Source organism: Chitinimonas koreensis, assembly GCF_014353015.1.
In the GTDB taxonomy this organism is placed as follows: domain Bacteria; phylum Pseudomonadota; class Gammaproteobacteria; order Burkholderiales; family Chitinimonadaceae; genus Chitinimonas; species Chitinimonas koreensis.
In genome coordinates this window covers 829161-847986 of sequence record NZ_CP060704.1, presented here as the reverse complement: position 1 = coordinate 847986, position 18826 = coordinate 829161, and the positions used below count along the sequence as shown (strand labels likewise).

Here is an 18826-nt window from a genome sequence, read left to right as displayed (position 1 = left end):
GCCGGCCACCCCGACCGGCACCGGCCGCATGGCCGCGTCGAGCAGGTAGATGCGGGTGTTGGCGATCGGCCGGCCGATGTGCACCGGCCCGCCGGGCTGCAGCCGGCCCGAGGTGGCCACCACCGTGGCCTCGGTCGGTCCGTAGTTGTTGACCAGCGCCTGGCCGGCCGGCAGGCCGTCGGGCCAACGCCGCAGGCGGTCGCCGCCGATCAGCAGCGTGTGCGCCCGCGGATTGGCCCGGCCGCTGGCGCAGGCGAACTCGGCCAGCGGCGTGACCAGGAAGCCGACGTCGAGCGGCTGCGCCCGCCACCAGTCCAGCAGCGCCTGCGGATCGTGCGCGGCCGGCGGCGGCAGCAGCAGGCGGCCGCCATGGCACAGCACCGGCCAGATCTCCCAGCCGCTGGCGTCGAAGCCGAGCCCGGCCGTGCTGCTGCAGCGGCTGTCCGGGCCGAGGCCGAAGGCGCGGCCGTGCCAGGCGACCAGATTGACCAGGCCGCGGTGCTCGACCATCACGCCCTTGGGCACGCCGGTCGAGCCCGAGGTGTAGATCACGCAGGCCAGGTGGCGCGGCCGCAGCCCGTCGTCGGGCAGCGGTCCGGCCGGCTCGTCCTGCCAGCGGCCGGCGTCGGCCTGCAGGTCGATCACCGGGCAGGCTGCGTCGAGCCGCGCCGCGCCGATGCACAGCTGCGCCGCCAGCGCCGCGCCGAGCAGGGCGTGGGTCAGCAGCGCGCGCGGCGCGGCGTCGTGCAGCAACTGGTCGAGCCGTTCGGCCGGGTAGGCCGGGTCCAGCGGCAGGTAGGCGCCGCCGGCCTTCAATACGGCCAGCAGGGCGATCACCAGCTCGGGGCTGCGGTCGAGGCAGACCGCCACCGGCACGTCCGGCCCCACGCCGAGCCGGCGCAGGTGGCGCGCCAGCCGGCCGGCCTCGGCGTCGAGCTCGGCGTAGGCGATGCGCCGGCCGCCCTGCTCCAGCGCGACGGCGTCGGGCGCGCGCGCAGCCCGGGCCTCGACCAGCCGGTGCAGGCAGGCCTCGCGCGGGTAGTCGGCCGCGGTGTCGTTCCAGCCGTCGAGCAGCAGCGCGCGCTCGGCCGGCGGCAGCACGTCGAGCGCGGCCAGCGGCCGGCCCGGCGCCTGCTGCAGCGCATCGAGCAGCGCGGCCAGCGCGGCCGCCATGAAGTCGTGCACGCGCTGCGGCGCCAGCGGCGCGGCGGCCTGCACGGTCAGCGCGAAATCGCGGCCGAAGTCGTCGACCGACAGCGTCAGCGGGTAGTTGCTGCGTTCGCTGCCGGCCAGTTGCTCGATGCCGCCGTCGAGCGCCGGCGCCTCCTCGCCGTGGCGGTAGTTGAGCAGCGCGGTGAACAGCGGCGCCTGCGCCGGCAGCGCGCTGCAGCGCTGGGCCAGCGCCAGCGAGGCATGCTCGTGCCGCATCAGCTCGGCCAGCAGCGCCTGCACATCGCGCACCGCCTGCTCGACCGGCCGGTCGTCCACGTCCAGGCGCAGCGGCAGCGTATTGATGAACAGCCCGAGCGCGCGGTCGGCCTCGGCGCCGCCCTGCATGCGGCCGAGCAGCACGGTGCCGAACACCGCCGCGCGGCGGCCGCTGGCGCGCGCCACCACCAGCGCCCAGGCGAGGTGGAACAGGCTGGCCGCGCTGACGCCGAGCCGGCGGGCCTGGCCGCGCAGCGCCTGCGCCAGCCCGGACGCCAGCGGCCGGCGCAGCTCGGCGATGTCGCGGCCGTCGCGGTGGGCGTCGCCTAGGCCGAACGGCGCGGTCGGCGCATCGATGTCGCCGAGCAGGCGGGCGAAGAACAGCTCGTGCTCGTGCCGGCCCAGGCCGGATGCCGCCTGCGCCACGTAGTTGCGGAAGGGCACCGGCGGCGGCAGCTGCGCCGCCCTGCCCTGTTCGATCGCGCGGGCCTCGGCGGCCAGCAGCCGCACCGTGGTGTTGTCGTCGATCAGGTGGTGCGACAGCACGCCGAGCAGCCAGCGGCCGTGGGCGGCGTCCTCGGCGACCTGGCAGCGCAGCAGCGGCGCGCGGCCGACGTCGAGCCGCTGCCGGCGCGGGTCGTTGCGCGCGGCCAGTTGGTCGGCGATCTCGCCGTCGGCCGGGTCGAGCACCAGGTGTTCGAGCGGCAGTTCCACCTGCCGCCACACCACCTGCACCGGCTGCGGCAGGCCCTGCCAGGCGATGCCGGTGCGCAGGATGTCGTGCCGTGCGATCACCTGCCGCAGCGCGGCGAGGAAGCCGTCCAGCCGCGCGCGGTCCTTGAAGCCGAGCAGGCTGTAGACGAGGTAGGGGTCGCCTTCGCGCGCCGACAGGTGATGGAACAGGATGCCCTCCTGCAAGGGCGCCAGCGGGTAGATGTCCTGCACGTTGGCGGCGCCGCCGTCGACGCCGGCCACCACCGCGTCGATCTCGGCCTGGCTCAGTTGCACCAGCGGCAGCATGGCCGGCGTGATGCGGTCGGCGCCCGGTTCGATCAGGTTCGGCGGCACGGCGACCGCCTGGCTGTCGCGGCCGAGCCGGGTCGCCAGCTCGGCCAGCGTCGGCGCGGCGAACAGGCTGCGCACGTCGCCGTGCAGGCCGGCCTGGCGCAGCCGCTCGATCAGGCTGACAGCCAGCAGCGAGTGGCCGCCGAGTTCGAAGAAATTGTCGTGGCGGCCGACGCGGTCGAGCTTGAGCAGCTCGGCCCACAATGCGGCCAGCGTGGTTTCGGTCTCGCCTTCCGGCGCCTCGTATTCGCGCTGGGCGTAGGCCGTACCGTCGGGCGCCGGCAGCGCCTTGCGGTCGAGCTTGCCGTTCGGCGTCAGCGGGAAGGACTCCAGCCGCACATAGGCGGCCGGCACCATATAGGCCGGCAATTGCTGCACCGCGTGGCGGCGCAGGGTCTCGGCATCGGCTGCCTCGCCGCCGAGGTAGTAGGCCACCAGGCGCTTGTCGCCCGGCACGTCCTCGCGTGCCAGCACCACCACTTCGCGCACGCCGTCGAGCGCGGCCAGCCTGGCCTCGATCTCGCCCAGCTCGATGCGGAAGCCGCGGATCTTCACCTGGAAGTCGTTGCGGCCCAGGTATTCGATCGTGCCGTCGGTACGCCAGCGCGCGAGGTCGCCGGTCTTGTACAGGCGATCGCCGGCCGCGCCGAACGGGTTGTCGACGAAGCGTTCGGCCGTCAGCTCCGGCCGGTTCAGGTAGCCGCGTGCGACGCCGGCGCCGCCGACGTACAACTCGCCGGCCACGCCGATCGGCACTGGCTGGCGCTGGCCGTCCAGCACGTAGAGCCGCAGGTCGGGAATCCGCACGCCGATCGGGCTCGGACCGGGCCGTTCGACGTCGGCCGGCTGCAGCGGGCAATAAGTCACGTGCACCGTGGTCTCGGTGATGCCGTACATATTGACCAGTTGGGTCGCGCGATTGAGGGGCCGGGCGTACCACGGCCGCAGCGTGCGCAGCTCCAGCGCTTCGCCGCCGAACACCACGGTACGCAGCCGGTGCGCCGATCCCCCCTCGCCCTGCGCAGCGATCAGCTGCTGGAAGGCGCTCGGCGTCTGATTCAGCACCGTCACGCCCTCGTCGCACAGCAGCTGGTAGAACTCGGCCGGCGCGCGCGCCGTCGCCAGCGGCACCACCACCAGGCGGCCGCCGTACAGCAATGCGCCCCAGATTTCCCATACCGAGAAGTCGAAGCCGAACGAGTGGAACAGCGTCCAGACGTCGTCGGCGCCGAAGCCGAACCAGGCGTCGGTGGCGCCGAACAGCCGCACCACGTTGCGATGCTCGACCATCACGCCCTTCGGCACGCCGGTCGAGCCCGAGGTGTAGATCACGTAGGCCAGGTGCTGGGGCTTCACGCCGATGTCAGCAAGGTTCTCGATCGACGCGTCGGCCCAGCGATCGTCGTCCCGTAGGTCGATCAATGGCAGATCGACATCCGCGCCGAGCGCCGCACGGCCGACCTCGTCGACCAGGGCCAGCACCGGCCGGCTATCGGCCAGCGTCGCCGCCAGCCGGTCCGAGGCATAGGCCGGGTCGAGCGGTACGTAGGCGCCGCCGGCCTTCAGCACGGCCAGGATCGCCACCACCATCTCCAGCCCGCGTTCGACGCAGATGGCGGCCAGCCGGTCGGGGCCGAGACCCTGCGCGCGCAGGTGATGGGCCAGCTGGTTGGCGCGTGCGTTCAATTCGGCGTAGCCCAGTCGCTGCGCGCCGAAGGTCACCGCGATCGCATCGGGCGTGCGGGCGGCCTGGGCTTCGAACAGCTGGTGCAGGCAGGCTTCGGCCGGATAGCGGTCGGCTACCGCTGCGGTCGTCGCTTCGCCGACCGTCGTGTCGTTCCAGTCCAGCAGCAGTTGCCGCCGCTGTGCCGCATCCAGCAAGGGCAACCGGTCGACCGCCTGCGTCGGGTCAGCCACCATCGCCGTCAACAACGTGATCCAGTGGCCGAGGTAGCGCTGCACCGTGCCGGCGTCGAACAGCGCGGTCGCGTAGTTCAACGTGCCGGCGATGCCGTCGCCCGATTCCTGCAGCGACAAGGTCAGGTCGAACTGGGCGGTGGTCTGCGCAGTGTCCAGCTCGGTCAGCGTCAGTCCCGGCATCGCCAGCTCGCCGGCCGGCGTGTTCTGCCAGGCCAGCATCGTCTGGAACAGCGGCGTATGGGACAGGCTGCGCAACGGCTGCACGGCCTCGACCACCTGGTCGAACGGCAGGTCCTGATGCTGCTGGGCGGCAAGGACTTGCGCCTGGGTCCGCTGCAGCAGCTCGGCCACGGTCGGTTCGCCGGCCAGGTCGATGCGCAGCGCCAGCGTGTTCACGAAGAAGCCGATCAAGGGTTCGATCTCGGCGCGGTTTCTACCCGCGACCGGGCTGCCGATCACGACTTCGTCCTGGCCGGCCAGGCGGCCCAGCACGGCGGCCCAGCTCGCCAGCAGCGTCGTGTAGAGCGTGGTGCCGTGGCGCTGGCTCAGCGCCTTGAGGCCGCGGCTCAGCGCGGCATCGAGCCGCAGGTCGAGGCTCGCGCCGGCATGATCCTGCCGGGCAGGCCGCGGCCGGTAGGACGGCAGTTCCAGCAACGTCGGTGCGCCGGCCAATGTGTCGCGCCAGAACGCCTGCTGGCGTTCGAAGCGGCCGCCGGCCAGCCAGCCGCGTTGCCAGGCCGCGTAGTCGGGGTACTGGATCGCCAGCGGCGGCAAGGGGTTGGACTCGCCAGCCAGCGCGGCCGCGTACAGGCGGCTCAGCTCGTTCAGGAACAGGCCGACCGACCAGCCATCCGAGACGATGTGGTGCATCACCACCTGCAGCAGCCAGGATTGGTCGGCCACCTGCAACAGCAGCACGCGCAAGGGCGGCGTCCGCTCCAGCGCGAACGGCCGCGCGAAATGGCCGGCCAGTTCGCGACGCGATCCGGCTTCGTCGCCACCGCGCAGATCCGCCTGTTCGATCGCCAGTTCGAAGCGGCCGAGCACGCGCTGCTCCGGCTGGCCGTCGACCAGCGGGAAGCAGGTGCGCAGCGCCTCGTGACGGTCGACGATGGCCTGCAGCGCATGCTGCAAGGCCGCGACGTCGAGCTCGCCGTCGAGCCGCACCGCGCCGCCAAGGTGATAGGCCGTGCCGGCCTCGTCCATCCGGGCAAGGAACCACAGCCGCTGCTGCGCCAGCGACAGCGGCAGCGGCGCGCTGCGGTCGGCCGGTGCGATCGCCTCTTCCAACGCGGGCGCCGCGCCGGTGAGATGGGCGGCCAGCTCGCTCAGCACCGGCCGGGCGAACAGCTCGGCCAGCGCCACCTCGGCGCCGAACGCCTTGCGCACGCGCGACAGCAGTTGCACGGCCAATAGCGAATGCCCGCCGAGTTCGAAGAAATGGTCGTGGCGGCCGACGCGGTCGAGCTTCAGCAGCTCGGCCCACAGCGCGGCCAGCGTCGTCTCCGCCTCACCCTGCGGCGCCTCGTATTCGCGCTGGGCGTAGGCCGTGCCGTCGGGCGCCGGCAGCGCCTTGCGGTCGAGCTTGCCGTTCGGCGTCAGCGGGAACGCTTCGAGCCGCACATAGGCAGCCGGCACCATGTAGGCCGGCAGGCGCTGCGCCAATTGCCGGCGCAGTTGCTCGGCCTCGATGGCCTCGCCCAGGTAATAGGCCACCAGCCGTACATCGCTCGACGCAGCCGCACCCGGCGCTTCTTCGCGGGCCAGCACCACGGCCTCGCGCACGCCGTCCACCTCGGCCAGCCGCGCCTCGATCTCGCCCAGCTCGATGCGGAAGCCGCGGATCTTCACCTGGAAGTCGTTGCGGCCGAGGTAGTCGATCGTGCCGTCGGCCTTCCAGCGCGCCAGGTCGCCGGTCTTGTACAGCCGCTCGCCCGGTGCGCCGAACGGATCGTCGATGAAGCGTTCAGCCGTCAGCTCCGGCCGGTTCAGGTAGCCGCGCGCCAGTTGCACGCCGCCGATATGCAGCTCGCCGGCGACGCCGACCGGCACCAGTTGGCCGAGCGCATCGAGGATGCGGACCACGACGTTGGCGCTCGGCCGGCCGATGCTGCGCCAGTCGTCCGCCCCGGCCACTTCCAGTGCGGTGGCGCTGACGGTCGCCTCGGTCGGGCCGTAGGTATTGAGCAAGCGCGGCCGCGAACCGGGACCGTCGAACCACGCCCGCAGCGCCGCCTCGCCGACCGCCTCGCCGCCGATGATGATCCAGCGCACACAGGCCGGGATCGGCCGGCGCGCCAGCGCCAGCTGGGTCCAGAACTGTGTCGGCAAGTCGACCACCGCGATGCGCTGTGCCGCGCACAGGTCCCAGAACGTCGCCGCGTCGGCCAGCCAGGCATCGCTGCGCAGCACCAGCGTCGCGCCGCAGGCCAGCGTGGCGAAGACCTCCTCGACCGAGGCATCGAACGACAGCGAGGCGAACTGCAGCATGCGCTGGCCCGGTTCCAGACCCAGCCGCTGCGCCAATGCCGTCACCTGGTTCACCACGCTGCGATGCTCGACCATCACGCCCTTGGGCACGCCGGTCGAACCCGAGGTGTAGATCACGTAGGCGAGGTCGCCGGCGTGCGCGACAGGTCGTTCGGCTGCCGTAACGAGCCGAGGCAGCGCGTCCGCCTCGGCAGGGACCGGATCGGTGGCACCGAAATCAGGCTGGTCCAGATCCAACTTAGGCAACGCCGGGTCCAGCGCCCGCGCCAGTTCGTCCGGCAAGCCGCCCTGGTACAGCAGCGCCACCGGCCCGCTATCGGCCAGCATCTGCGCCAGCCGCTCGGCCGGATAGTCCGGGTCCAGCGGCACGTAGGCGCCGCCGGCCTTGAGGATCGCCAGCAGCGCCACCACCAGTTCCGGGCTGCGCCGCGCATGCAGCGCCACCCGCGCATCGGGCGCCACGCCGAATTGGCGCAGCCGCTGCGCCAGCCGTTCGGCCCGGGCGTCGAGTTCGGCATAGCTCAGTCGCCGCTCGCCGTGCAGCAGGGCGATCGCCTCCGGCGCGCGGCGCGCCTGCGCTTCGAACAGTTCGTGCAGGCAGGACTCGCGCGGCAGCCCGGCCGTATGGCCGGCCCAGCGGTCCAGTTGCGCGCGTTCGGTAGCCGGCAGCGTATCGAGCGCATACAGCGGCTGGACGGGATCGCGTTCCAGAGCGTCGACCAGCGACGCCACCGCCGTCTCCATGAAATCGCACAGCCGCCGAGCCTCGTCCGCCGTCCCCACCTGCGCGGTCAGCCGGAAATCCTGGCCGAGATCGTCGATGTCGAGGCTGACCGGGTAGCTGCTGCGTTCCTCGCCGCCGAGGTAGTCGATGCCTTCGCCGAGCGCCTGGGCCGGGTCGGCCGCGCTGTAGCGATAGTTGAGCAGCGCGCTGAACAGGGGCGTCTGCGCCGGCAGCGCGCTGCAGCGCTGGGCCAGCGCCAGCGGCGCGTGCTCGTGGCGCAGCAGCTGCACCAGCAGCGCCTGCATGTCGCGTGCCGCCTGCTCGACGCTGCGGCCGTCGACGTCGAAGCGCAGCGGCAAGGTGTTGATGAACAGGCCGAGCGCACGGTCGGCCTCGGCGCCGCCGTGCATGCGGCCGAACAGCACGGTGCCGAACACCACCGTGCGCTGGCCGGCCAGCCGCGCCAGCACCCGCGCCCAGGCCAGGTGCAGCAGGCCGGCCGCGCCGACGCCGAGCCGCCGCGCCTGCTGCCGCAGGGCCTGCGCCAGCTCGGGCGGCAGCAGCCGCTGCACCTCGGCCAGGCCCGCGCCGTCGCCGTGCGCGGCGAGCCGGCCGAACGGCGCGGTCGGCGCCTCGACGTCGCCGAGCATCCGGCGGAAAAACGCTTCGTGCTCGGCCTCGCTCACGCCGAGCCGCGCCTGCGCCACGAAGTTGCGGAACGGCACCGGCGCCGGCAATTGCGCCGCCTCGCCGCGCTCGATCGCGCGTGCTTCGGCGAGTACCCGTTCGAGCGTGGCGTGGTCGCTGACCAGGTGGTGGCCAGGATGTGCAGCAGCCAGCGGCCGCCGGCCGCATCGTGCAGCGCCTGGCAGCGCAGCAGCGGCGGCGCGTCGATCCCGATCCGCAGCCGGCGCGGGTGGTAGCGCTCCTGCAGCCAGACCGCGGCATCGCCGGCCGGCTCGGCGTCGAGCCACTCGACCGGCAGCGCGGCGCGCCGCCGCACCACCTGCACCGGTTGCGCCAGGCCCTGCCAGGCGAAGCCGGTGCGCAGGATGTCGTGGCGGTCGACCACCTGCTGCAGCGCCGCCACGAAGCGCTCGAGCCGCGCGCGGTCGCGGAAGCCGAGCAGGTTGGACTGCAGGTAGGCATCGCCCTGCCGCGCCAGCAGGTGATGGAACAGGATGCCCTCCTGCAAGGGCGCCAGCGGGTAGATGTCCTGCACGTTGGCGGCGCCGCCGTCGACGCCGGCCACGATCGCGTCGATCTCGGCCTCGGTCAGCGTCACCAGTGTCAGCATGGCCGGCGTGATGCGGGCCGGCTGCGCCGCGGCGGCGCGGACCGCCGCCAGTACGGCCGCCTTGTGCTCGCGCAACTGCGCGGCCAGTTCGGCATCGATCGCGCCGCGCGGCGCGCGCACCACCAGTTCGTCCGCCTCGGCATGCAGGCGGACACCGCGCTCCTGGAGCCGGTTCAACAGCGTTTCAACGTTCACAGTCGGAATTCCTCGAGGTCGTTCAGCGGCGTCTCGGCGCCGTACGGGATCAGGTTCGGCGGCACGTCCACCAGGCGGTGCGCGGCGCCGGCCAGGGCTGCGGGTTCGATCCGCGCGGCCAGCTCGGCCAGCGTCGGCGCGGTGAACAGGGCCTGCACGTCGGCCGGCAGCCCGGCCTGGCGCATGCGCGCGATCAGGCTCACCGCCAGCAGCGAATGGCCGCCCAGTTCGAAGAAGTTGTCGTGGCGGCCGACCCGGTCGAGCCCGAGCAGCTCGGCCCACAGCGCGGCCAGCGCAGTTTCGGTTTCGCCCTGCGGCGCCGCGTGGTCGCGCCGGGCATAGGCGGCGCCGTCGGGAGCCGGCAGCGCCCGGCGGTCGAGCTTGCCGTTGGGGGTCAGCGGGAAGGCGTCGAGCCGCACGTAGGCGGCCGGCGCCATGTACGGCGGCAACTGGCCGGCGGCATGGCGGCGCAGCGCCTCGGCCGTAGCCGCGCCGGTGAAGTAGGCCACCAGCCGCAGGTCGCCCGGCACCGCATCCTCGCGTGCCAGCACCGCCACCTCGCGCACGCCGGCCACCTCGGCCAGCCGCGCCTCGATCTCGCCGGGCTCGATGCGGAAGCCGCGGATCTTCAGCTGGAAATCGTTGCGGCCGAGGTATTCGAGCGCGCCGCCGGGCAGCCGGCGCGCCAGGTCGCCGGTGCGGTACATGCGCGCGCCGGGCGGGCCGAAGGGATCGGCCAGGAAGCGCTCGGCCGTCAGCGCCGGCTGGCCGAGGTAGCCGCGCGCCACGCCGGCGCCGCCGATGTGGATCTCGCCGGCCGTGCCGACCGGCACCGGCCGCCGCTGCGCGTCGAGCAGGTAGACGCGGGCGTTGGCGACGGCGCGGCCGATGTGCGGCGGCTCGTCGGCCGCTACGCGCGCCGCCGTGCTGTCGACCGTGCATTCGGTCGGGCCGTAGACGTTGTAGCTGGCGGTGGCCGGCAGCCCGGCCAGCCGCTGCCACAGCGCCGGGCCGATCGGCTCGCCGCCGGCCAGCAGCACCGCCGGCGCGCCTGCCGCGCGGCCCAGGCCGGCGTCGAGCAGGAGGCCGAGCTGCGACGGCGTGCAGTCGAGCGCATCGATGCGCTGCTCCGCGGCGAAATCGCGCAGCGCCGCGCCGTCGAGCCGCACCTCGGCCGGCACCAGCACCAGCGTGCGGCCCGACAGCAGCTGCAGCCATTGCTTGACGGCGGAATCGAAGGCCAGCGGGGCATTGACGCCGACGCGGCGGCAGGCCGGATGGCGGCGGTAGATCGCCGCTTCGAGCGCCGTCCACAGGTTGGCCAGCTGGCGGTGCTCGACCATCACGCCCTTGGGCACGCCGGTCGAGCCCGAGGTGTAGATCACATAGGCCAGCGCGGCCGCGTCGTCGGCGCCGTCGAGGTTGCCGTCGGCCTCGTCCGGCACGACGGCGGCATCCAGCCGCGGCAGGCCGGTGGCCGGCAGTCGCGCGGCCAGCGCCTCGGGCGCCAGCAGGCAGACCGGGCCGGCCTGGTCGAGCATGCGGGCCAGCCGCTCGGGCGGATAGGCCGGGTCCAGCGGCAGGTAGGCGCCGCCGGCCTTCAGGATCGCCAGCAGGCCCACCATCATCTCGATGCTGCGGTCGACCGCCAGCGCCGCCAGCCGCTCCGGCCCGACGCCGTGGGCGCGCAACCGGCGGGCCAGCCGGTTGGCGCGGGCGTTCAGCTCGGCATAGCTCAGGCAGCGTTCGCCGTCGTCGATCGCCGGCGCATCGGGCGTGCGCGCCGCCTGGGCCTCGAACAGCCGGTGCACGGGCCGGGCCGCGGCCGGCATGGCGGTAGCGTCCCAGTCGGCCTGCAGCGCCTGCCGCTCGGCGGCCGGCAGCACGTCGATCGCATCGAGCGGGCCGGCCGGCGCCTGCCGCAGCGCCTGCAGCAAGGCGGCCAGCGCCGCCTGCACGAAGCCGCCGACGCGCTGCGGCGCCAGCGGCGCGGCGGCCTGCACGGTCAGCTCGATCGCGTCGCCGAGGTCGTCGACCGACAGCGTCAGCGGGTAGCCGGCGCGCGCGCGCCCGGCCAGCAGTTCGATGCCGGCCTCCGGCGCGGCTTCGCCCTGGCGGTAGTTGAGCAGCGCGGCGAACAGCGGCGCCTGCGCCGGCAGCGCGCTGCAGCGCTGGGCCAGCGCCAGCGAGGCGTGCTCGTGGCGCAGCAGTTCGGCCAGCAGCGCCTGCATGTCGCGCACCGCCTGCTCGACCGGGCGGCCGTCGACGTCGAAGCGCAGCGGCAGCGTATTGATGAACAGCCCGAGCGCCCGCTCGGCACCGGCGCCGCCATGCATGCGGCCGAACAGCACGGTGCCGAACACCACCGCGCGGCGGTCGGCGGCCCGCGCCAGCACCAGCGCCCAGGCCAGGTGCAGCAGGCTGGCCATGCCGACGCCGAGCCGGCGCGCCTGGGCCCGCATGGCCCGGACCAGCTCGGCCGGCAGCGGCAGGCGCGCTTCGCCGCCGGCCGGCTCGGCCTCGGCGGCGAGGCCGAACGGCAGCGTCGGCGCATCGATGTCGCCGAGCAGCCGGCCGAAGAAGGCTTCGTGCTCGGCCGCGCCGACGCCGAGCCGTGCCTGGGCGACGAAGTCGCGGAACGGCACCGGCGGCGGCAGGACGGCCGCCGGTTCGCGTTCGAGCGCATCGGCCTCGGCCAGCAGCAGCCGCAGCGAGGCATGGTCGCCGGCCAGGTGGTGCGACAGCACGCCGAGCAGCCAGCGGCCGTGGGCGGCGTCCTCGGCGACCTGGCAGCGCAGCAGCGGCGCGCGGCCGACGTCGAGCCGCTGCCGGCGCGGGTCGTTGCGCGCGGCCAGTTGGTCGGCGATCTCGCCGTCGGCCGGGTCGAGCACGAGGTGTTCGAGCGGCAGTTCCACCTGCCGCCACACCACCTGCACCGGCTGCGGCAAGCCCTGCCAGACGATGCCGGTGCGCAGGATGTCGTGCCGCGCGATCACCTGCCGCAGCGCGGCGAGGAATCCGTCCAGCCGCGCGCGATCCTTGAAGCCGAGCAGGCTGTAGACGAGGTAGGGGTCGCCTTCGCGCGCCGACAGGTGGTGGAACAGGATGCCCTCCTGCAGCGGCGCCAGCGGGTAGATGTCCTGCACGTTGGCGGTGCCGCCGTCGACGCCGGCCACCACCACGTCGATCTCGGCCTGGCTCAGTTGCACCAGCGGCAGCATGGCCGGCGTGATGCGTTCGGCGCCCGGTTCGATCAGGTTCGGCGGCACGGCGACCGCCTGGCTGTCGCGGCCGAGCCGGGTCGCCAGTTCGGCCAGCGTCGACGCGGCGAACAGGCCGCGCACGTCGCTGTGCAGGCCGGCCTGGCGCAGCCGCTCGATCAGGCTGACGGCCAGCAGCGAATGGCCGCCGAGTTCGAAGAAGTTGTCGTGGCGGCCGACGCGGTCGAGCTTGAGCAGCTCGGCCCACAGTGCGGCCAGCGTGGTTTCGGTCTCGCCTTGCGGCGCTTCATATTCGCGTTGGGCATAGGCGGCGCCGTCGGGCGCCGGCAGTACCTTGCGGTCGAGCTTGCCGTTCGGCGTCAGCGGGAAAGCGTCGAGCCAAACGTAGGCGGCCGGCACCATGTAGGCCGGCAGGCGCTGCGCCAATTGCCGGCGCAGTTGCTCGGCCTCGACCGCCTCGCCCAGGTAATAGGCCACCAGCCGTACATCGCTCGACGCAGCCGCACCCGGCGCTTCTTCGCGGGCCAGCACCACGGCCTCGCGCACGCCGTCCACCTCGGCCAGCCTGGCCTCGATCTCGCCCAGCTCGATGCGGAAGCCGCGGATCTTCACCTGGAAGTCGTTGCGGCCGAGGTAGTCGATCGTGCCGTCGGCCTTCCAGCGCGCCAGGTCGCCGGTCTTGTACAGCCGCTCGCCCGGTTCGCCGAACGGATCGTCGACGAAGCGCTCGGCCGTCAGCTCCGGCCGGTTCAGGTAGCCGCGCGCCAGTTGCACGCCGCCGATATGCAGCTCGCCTGCGACGCCGACCGGCACCAACTGGCCGAGCGCATCGAGGATGCGGACCACGACCTTGGCGCTCGGCCGGCCGATGCTGCGCCAGTCGCCCACGCCGGCCACTTCCAGCGCGGTGGCGCTGACGGTCGCCTCGGTCGGGCCGTAGGTATTGAGCAAGCGCGGCCGCGAACCGGGGCCGTCGAACCACGCCCGCAGCGCCGCCTCGCCGACCGCCTCGCCGCCGATGATGGCCCAGCGCACGCAGGTCGGGATCGGCCGGCGCGCCAGCGCCAGCTGGGTCCAGAACTGCGTCGGCAGGTCGACCACCGCGATGCGCTGCGCCGCGCACAGGTCCCAGAACGTCGCCGCGTCGGCCAGCCAGGCATCGCTGCGCAGCACCAGCGTCGCGCCGCTGGCCAGCGTGGCGAAGACCTCCTCGACCGAGGCGTCGAACGATGGCGAGGCGAACTGCAGCATGCGCTGGCCTGCTTCGAGGCCCAGCCGCGCAGCCAATGCCGTCACCTGGTTCACCACGCTGCGATGCTCGACCATCACGCCCTTGGGCACGCCGGTCGAGCCCGAGGTGTAGATCACGTAGGCGAGGTTGCCGGCGTGCGCGACAGGTCGTTCGGCTGCCTTGGCAGAGACCGGATCGGTGTCACCGAAATCAGGCTGGTCCAGATCCAACTTAGGCAACGCCGGGTCCAGCGCCCGCGCCAGCTCGTCCGGCAAGCCGCCCTGGTACAGCAGCGCCACCGGCCCGCTGTCGGCCAGCATCTGCGCCAGCCGCTCGGCCGGGTAGTCCGGGTCCAGCGGCACGTAGGCGCCGCCGGCCTTGAGGATCGCCAGCAGCGCCACCACCAGCTCCGGGCTGCGCCGCGCATGCAGCGCCACCCGCGCATCGGGCGCCACGCCGAATTGGCGCAGCCGCTGCGCCAGCCGTTCGGCCCGGGCGTCGAGTTCGGCGTAGCTCAGTTGCCGCTCGCCGTGCAGCAGGGCGATCGCCTCCGGCGCGCGGCGCGCCTGCGCTTCGAACAGTTCGTGCAGGCAGGCCTCGCGCGGCAGCTCGGCCGCATGGCCGGCCCAGCGGTCCAGTTGCGCGCGTTCGGTAGCCGGCAGCGTATCGAGCGCATGCAGCGGCTGGACGGGATCGCGTTCCAGGGCCGCTACCAGCGACGCCACCGCCGTCTCCATGAAATCGCACAGCCGCCGAGCCTCGTCCGCCGTGCCCACCTGCGCGGTCAGCCGGAAATCCTGGCCGAGATCGTCGATGTCGAGGCTGACCGGGTAGCTGCTGCGTTCCTCGCCGCCGAGGTAGTCGATGCCTTCGCCGAGCGCCTGGGCCGGGTCGGCCGCGCTGTAGCGGTAGTTGAGCAGCGCGCTGAACAGGGGCGTCTGCGCCGGCAGCGCGCTGCAGCGCTGGGCCAGCGCCAGCGGCGCGTGCTCGTGGCGCAGCAGCTGCACCAGCAGCGCCTGCATGTCGCGCGCCGCCTGCTCGACGCTGCGGCCGTCGACATCGAAGCGCAGCGGCAAGGTGTTGATGAACAGGCCGAGCGCACGGTCGGCCTCGGCGCCGCCGTGCATGCGGCCGAACAGCACGGTGCCGAACACCACCGTGCGCTGGCCGGCCAGCCGCGCCAGCACCCGCGCCCAGGCCAGGTGCAGCAGGCCGGCCGCGCCGACGCCGAGCCGCCGCGCCTGCTGCCGCAGGGCCTGCGCCAGTTCGGGCGGTAGCAGCCGCTGCACCTCGGCCAGGCCCGCGCCGTCGCCGTGCGCGGCGAGCCGGCCGAACGGCGCGGTCGGCGCCTCGACGTCGCCGAGCATCCGGCGAAAGAACGCTTCGTGCTCGGCCTCGCTCACGCCGAGCCGCGCCTGCGCCACGAAGTTGCGGAACGGCACCGGCGCCGGCAGCTGCGCCGCCTCGCCGCGCTCGATCGCGCGCGCTTCGGCGAGCAGGCGTTCCAGCGTGGCGTGGTCGACCACCAGGTGGTGGAAGGCCAGCCGCAGCAGCCAGCGGCCGGCTGCGGCATCGTGCGCCGCGTCGCCGCGCAGCAGCGGGGCGCGGCGCACGTCGAGGCGATGGCGGCGAGCATCGAAGCAGGCTTCCAGCTGCTCGCGCACCGAGGTGGCGGCCGGCTCGAACCGGTGGAAATCGACCGGCAGCGCCGCCCGCCGCCACACCACCTGCAGCGGCTCGGTCAGGCCCTGCCAGGCGAAGGCGGTGCGCAGCACGTCGTGGCGGTCGATCACCTGCTGCAATGCCGCCACGAAGCGCTCGAGCCGCGCGCGGTCGCGGAAGCCGAGCAGGGCCGTCAGCAGATAGGCGTCGCCGTCGGCTGCCAGCCGGTGGTGGAACAGGATGCCCTGCTGCAGCGGCACCAGCGGGTAGAGGTCCTGCACGTTGGCGGCGCCGCCGTCGACGCCGGCCACCGCCGCGTCGATCGCGGCCTGGTCGAGCGCGACCAGGTTCAACATCGCCGGCGTGATGCGCGTGGCGCCGGCCGGGACCGCGCACGGCGGCAAGGCCTGCTGCGACGCGGCCGGCGTCAGCGCGGCCGCCAGCCGGGCCAGCGTGGGCGCGCCGAACACGGCGCCGACGTCGGCCTGCCAGCCGTGCCGATGCAGGCGTTCGATCAGGCCGACCGCCAGCAGCGAGTGGCCGCCGAGTTCGAAGAAGTTGTCGTGGCGGCCGATGCGCTCGCGTTCGAGCAGCTCGGCCCACAGGGTCGCCAACGTGGTTTCGGCCTCGCCCTGCGGCGCTTCATATTCGCGTTGGGCATAGGCGGCGCCGTCGGGCGCCGGCAGTGCCTTGCGGTCGAGCTTGCCGTTTGGAGTGAGGGGGAATGACTCCAGCCGCACATAGGCGGCCGGCACCATATAGGCCGGCAATCGTTGCGCCAACTGCTGACGAAGTACCTCAGCCTCGACCACCTCACCGGTGCAGTAGGCGACCAGGCGCAGATCGCCCGGTGTGCCGGCATCCTCCCGTGCCAGCACCACGGCCTCGCGCACGCCGTCGATTTCAGCCAGCGCCGCCTCGATCTCGCCCAGCTCGATGCGCAGGCCGCGGATCTTCACCTGGAAGTCGTTGCGGCCCAAGTACTCGATCGTGCCGTCGGCGTTCCAGCGCGCCAGGTCGCCGGTCTTGTACAAGCGATCGCCGACCGCGCCGAACGGATCGTCGATGAAGCGCTCCGCCGTCAGCTCCGGCCGGTTCAGGTAGCCGCGCGCCACCTGCACGCCGCCGATGTGCAATTCGCCGGCCACCCCGATCGGTACCGGCTGCAGCCGCTCGTCGAGGATGTGGATGCGCGTGTTGGCGATCGGCCGGCCGATCGGCACCGTCGCGCGCGCGTCGTCCGGCCGGCAAGGCCAGGCCGTCACGTCGACCGCCGCCTCGGTCGGGCCGTACAGATTGTGCAGCTCGGCCCACGGCAGCCGCGCCAGGCATTGCCGCGCCAGCGCGGCCGGCAGCGCTTCGCCGCTGCAGAAGATGCGCGCGACGCTGCGGCACCGGTCGGCCGCGTCGCCGGCCAGGAAAGCCTGCAGCATCGACGGCACGAAGTGCAGCGTGGTCACCCCGGCCGCCTCGATCAGCCCGGCCAGGTAGGCCGGGTCCTTGTGGCCGCCGGGCCGCGCCAGCACCAGCCGGGCGCCGGCCAGCAGCGGCCAGAAGAATTCCCACACCGAGACGTCGAAGTTGAACGGCGTCTTCTGCAGCACCACGTCGTGCTCGCCGAGACCGTAGGCCTCCTGCATCCACAGCAGCCGGTTCACCACGCCGCGATGGGCGTTCATCACGCCCTTGGGCTTGCCGGTCGAGCCCGAGGTGTAGATCACGTAGGCCAGTTGGCCGTCGTCGAACGGCAGGTCCAGGTCGTCGGCCGCCAGCGCCGACCATTGCGCGGCATCCACCAGCAGATGCAGCCGGGGCACGGCGCCCAAGTCCACGCCGGCCAACGCCGCGGCGCCGGCCGCATCGACCAGCAGCGCCGCCGGCGCACTGTCGCGCAGCAGCTCGGCCAGCCGTTCGGCCGGCAGTTCCGGGTCCAGCGGCAGGTAGCAGCCGCCGGACTTCAGCGTCGCCAGCAGCGCTTCGACCATCGCCGTGCCGCGTTCGGCGCAGACCGCCACCGGCCGGTCGGCCGCCACGCCGAGCGCGGCCAGCCGCCGCGCCAGCCGGTTGGCGCGCGCATTCAGGCCGGCGTAGTCGAGCTGCGCGCCGTCCGCCTCCAGCGCGATCGCGGCCGGGGTGCGGCGCGCCTGCGCCTCGAACAGCCGGTGCACGCCGAGACCGGCCGGATAGGGCCGCGCGGTGGCGTTCCACTGCGCCAGCAGCGCGCGCTCGTGCGCATCGAGCCACGGCAGCGCCTCGACCGCCTGCTCGGCGCCGCCGGCCAGCACCGCCCGCAGCATCGCGTCGAAACGCCGGCGGATGCCCTCGACCGCCTCGCGTTCGAACGCCGCGCGGTTGTAGTTGAATTCGACCGTCACGCCATGGCCGCGGTGATAGTCGCGCACGCAGACCGCCAGCGGCGTCTGCTCGAAGCCGTGGTGCATCTTGTCGACCTCGAGCCGGCGGCCGTCGAGGTAGACGTCGCCGGCGAAGCCCTCGAGCGCCAGGCTGACGTCGAACAGCTGCTTGCGGCCGTGCCGCGCCAGTTGCAGGCCGCGGTTGATCTCGGCCACCGGGAAGCGCTGGTGGCGGTAGCAGCGGCGCAGCTCGGCGGCGACGCCCTGCATCAGCGCGGCGAACGACTGGCGCAGGTCGACCGCGATGCCGAGCGGGATGATCGACGAGAACATGCCGACCGTACGCTTCTGCCGCGCGGTGCCGCGGTTGTGCACCGGCACGCCGATCACCACCTGGTCGAGCCGGCCGGCCCGCGCGAAGCCGGCCGCCAGCAGCGCCAGCACGAAGTGCGGCGCGGTGCAGCCGGCCGCCTCGGCGCAGGCGGTCAGCGCGTCGTAGTCGGCGCGCGCCAGTTCGAGGAACAACTGGCCGCTGCCGGCGGCGCGCGCCGCCTCGCCGTCGGCCGGAGCCGCCAGCAGCGGCGGCGGCAGTTGCGCATAGCGGGCCGCCCAGAATTCGGCATCGCGCCGGTAGCGCGGCGAGGCCAGGTAGGCCGCGTCGTCGGCCAGGAATTCGAGGTAGGACGGCGCCGGCCCGGTATGGGCCGGCTCGCCGCGGCCCTGCCGCGCATAGGCGTCGAGCACGGCATGGTTGACCAGCGCCACGCCGATGCCGTCGAGCACCAGGTGGTGGTAGCACTGCAGCCAGTAGCAGCGCCCGGCGTCGACGCGCACCAGCCGCATCGACCACGGCGGCGCGTCGTACAGTGCGAACGGGGTGGCGAACGCGCGCGCGAGGCAGGCGCGCGCCTGCGCCTCGGCGTCGGGCCGGCCGCTGAAATCGTCGAGCGGCAAGGTCACCTCGACCTGCGGCAGCACCGCCTGCACCGGCAGGCCGGCCTCGCGGCGCAGCACCAGGCGCAATGCATCGTGGGCGGCCGCGGTCGCCTCGATCGCGAGCAGCAGGCGCCCGGCGTCGAATTCGCCGTCGATGCGCAGCGCGACGCCGACGTTGTAGCTCGGCAGGGATGGCGCGAGGACCTGGTCGAGCCAGATCACCTGCTGGACGCTGGCCAGCGCCAGGCTTTCCGCCGCCGTCGCGGCGGCGGGGTCTTGCGGAACGGGGCTTGCGAAGGACAC

Annotated in this window: 3 protein-coding genes (1 of these 3 running past the window's edge); all 3 read right to left on the bottom strand. The window is 73.6% G+C overall.

Annotated elements, in window-relative coordinates; translation table 11 throughout:
• Tightly spaced (each overlapping or abutting the next), the 3 genes in view from H9L41_RS03510 to H9L41_RS03505 form a layout consistent with a single transcriptional unit that may run on beyond the window.
• A protein-coding gene (locus H9L41_RS03510) for a non-ribosomal peptide synthetase (protein ID WP_308419651.1) crosses the window boundary here: on the bottom strand, window positions 1-8388 show its 5' portion. Its footprint begins 3924 nt before the window's first position; the window shows 8388 of its 12312 coding nt (coding positions 1-8388); its start codon is at window positions 8386-8388; the stop codon falls past the left edge of the window.
• Window positions 8310-9119, bottom strand: coding sequence for a condensation domain-containing protein (locus H9L41_RS25475; RefSeq protein WP_308419583.1), 810 nt, complete (start codon window positions 9117-9119; stop codon window positions 8310-8312). Before H9L41_RS25475 ends, H9L41_RS03510 begins: the two co-directional genes overlap by 79 nt.
• Complete coding sequence (locus H9L41_RS03505; RefSeq protein WP_187523674.1) at window positions 9116-18826, bottom strand: non-ribosomal peptide synthetase; 9711 nt, start codon at window positions 18824-18826, stop codon at window positions 9116-9118. The genes H9L41_RS25475 and H9L41_RS03505 overlap by 4 nt, the downstream gene beginning before the upstream one ends.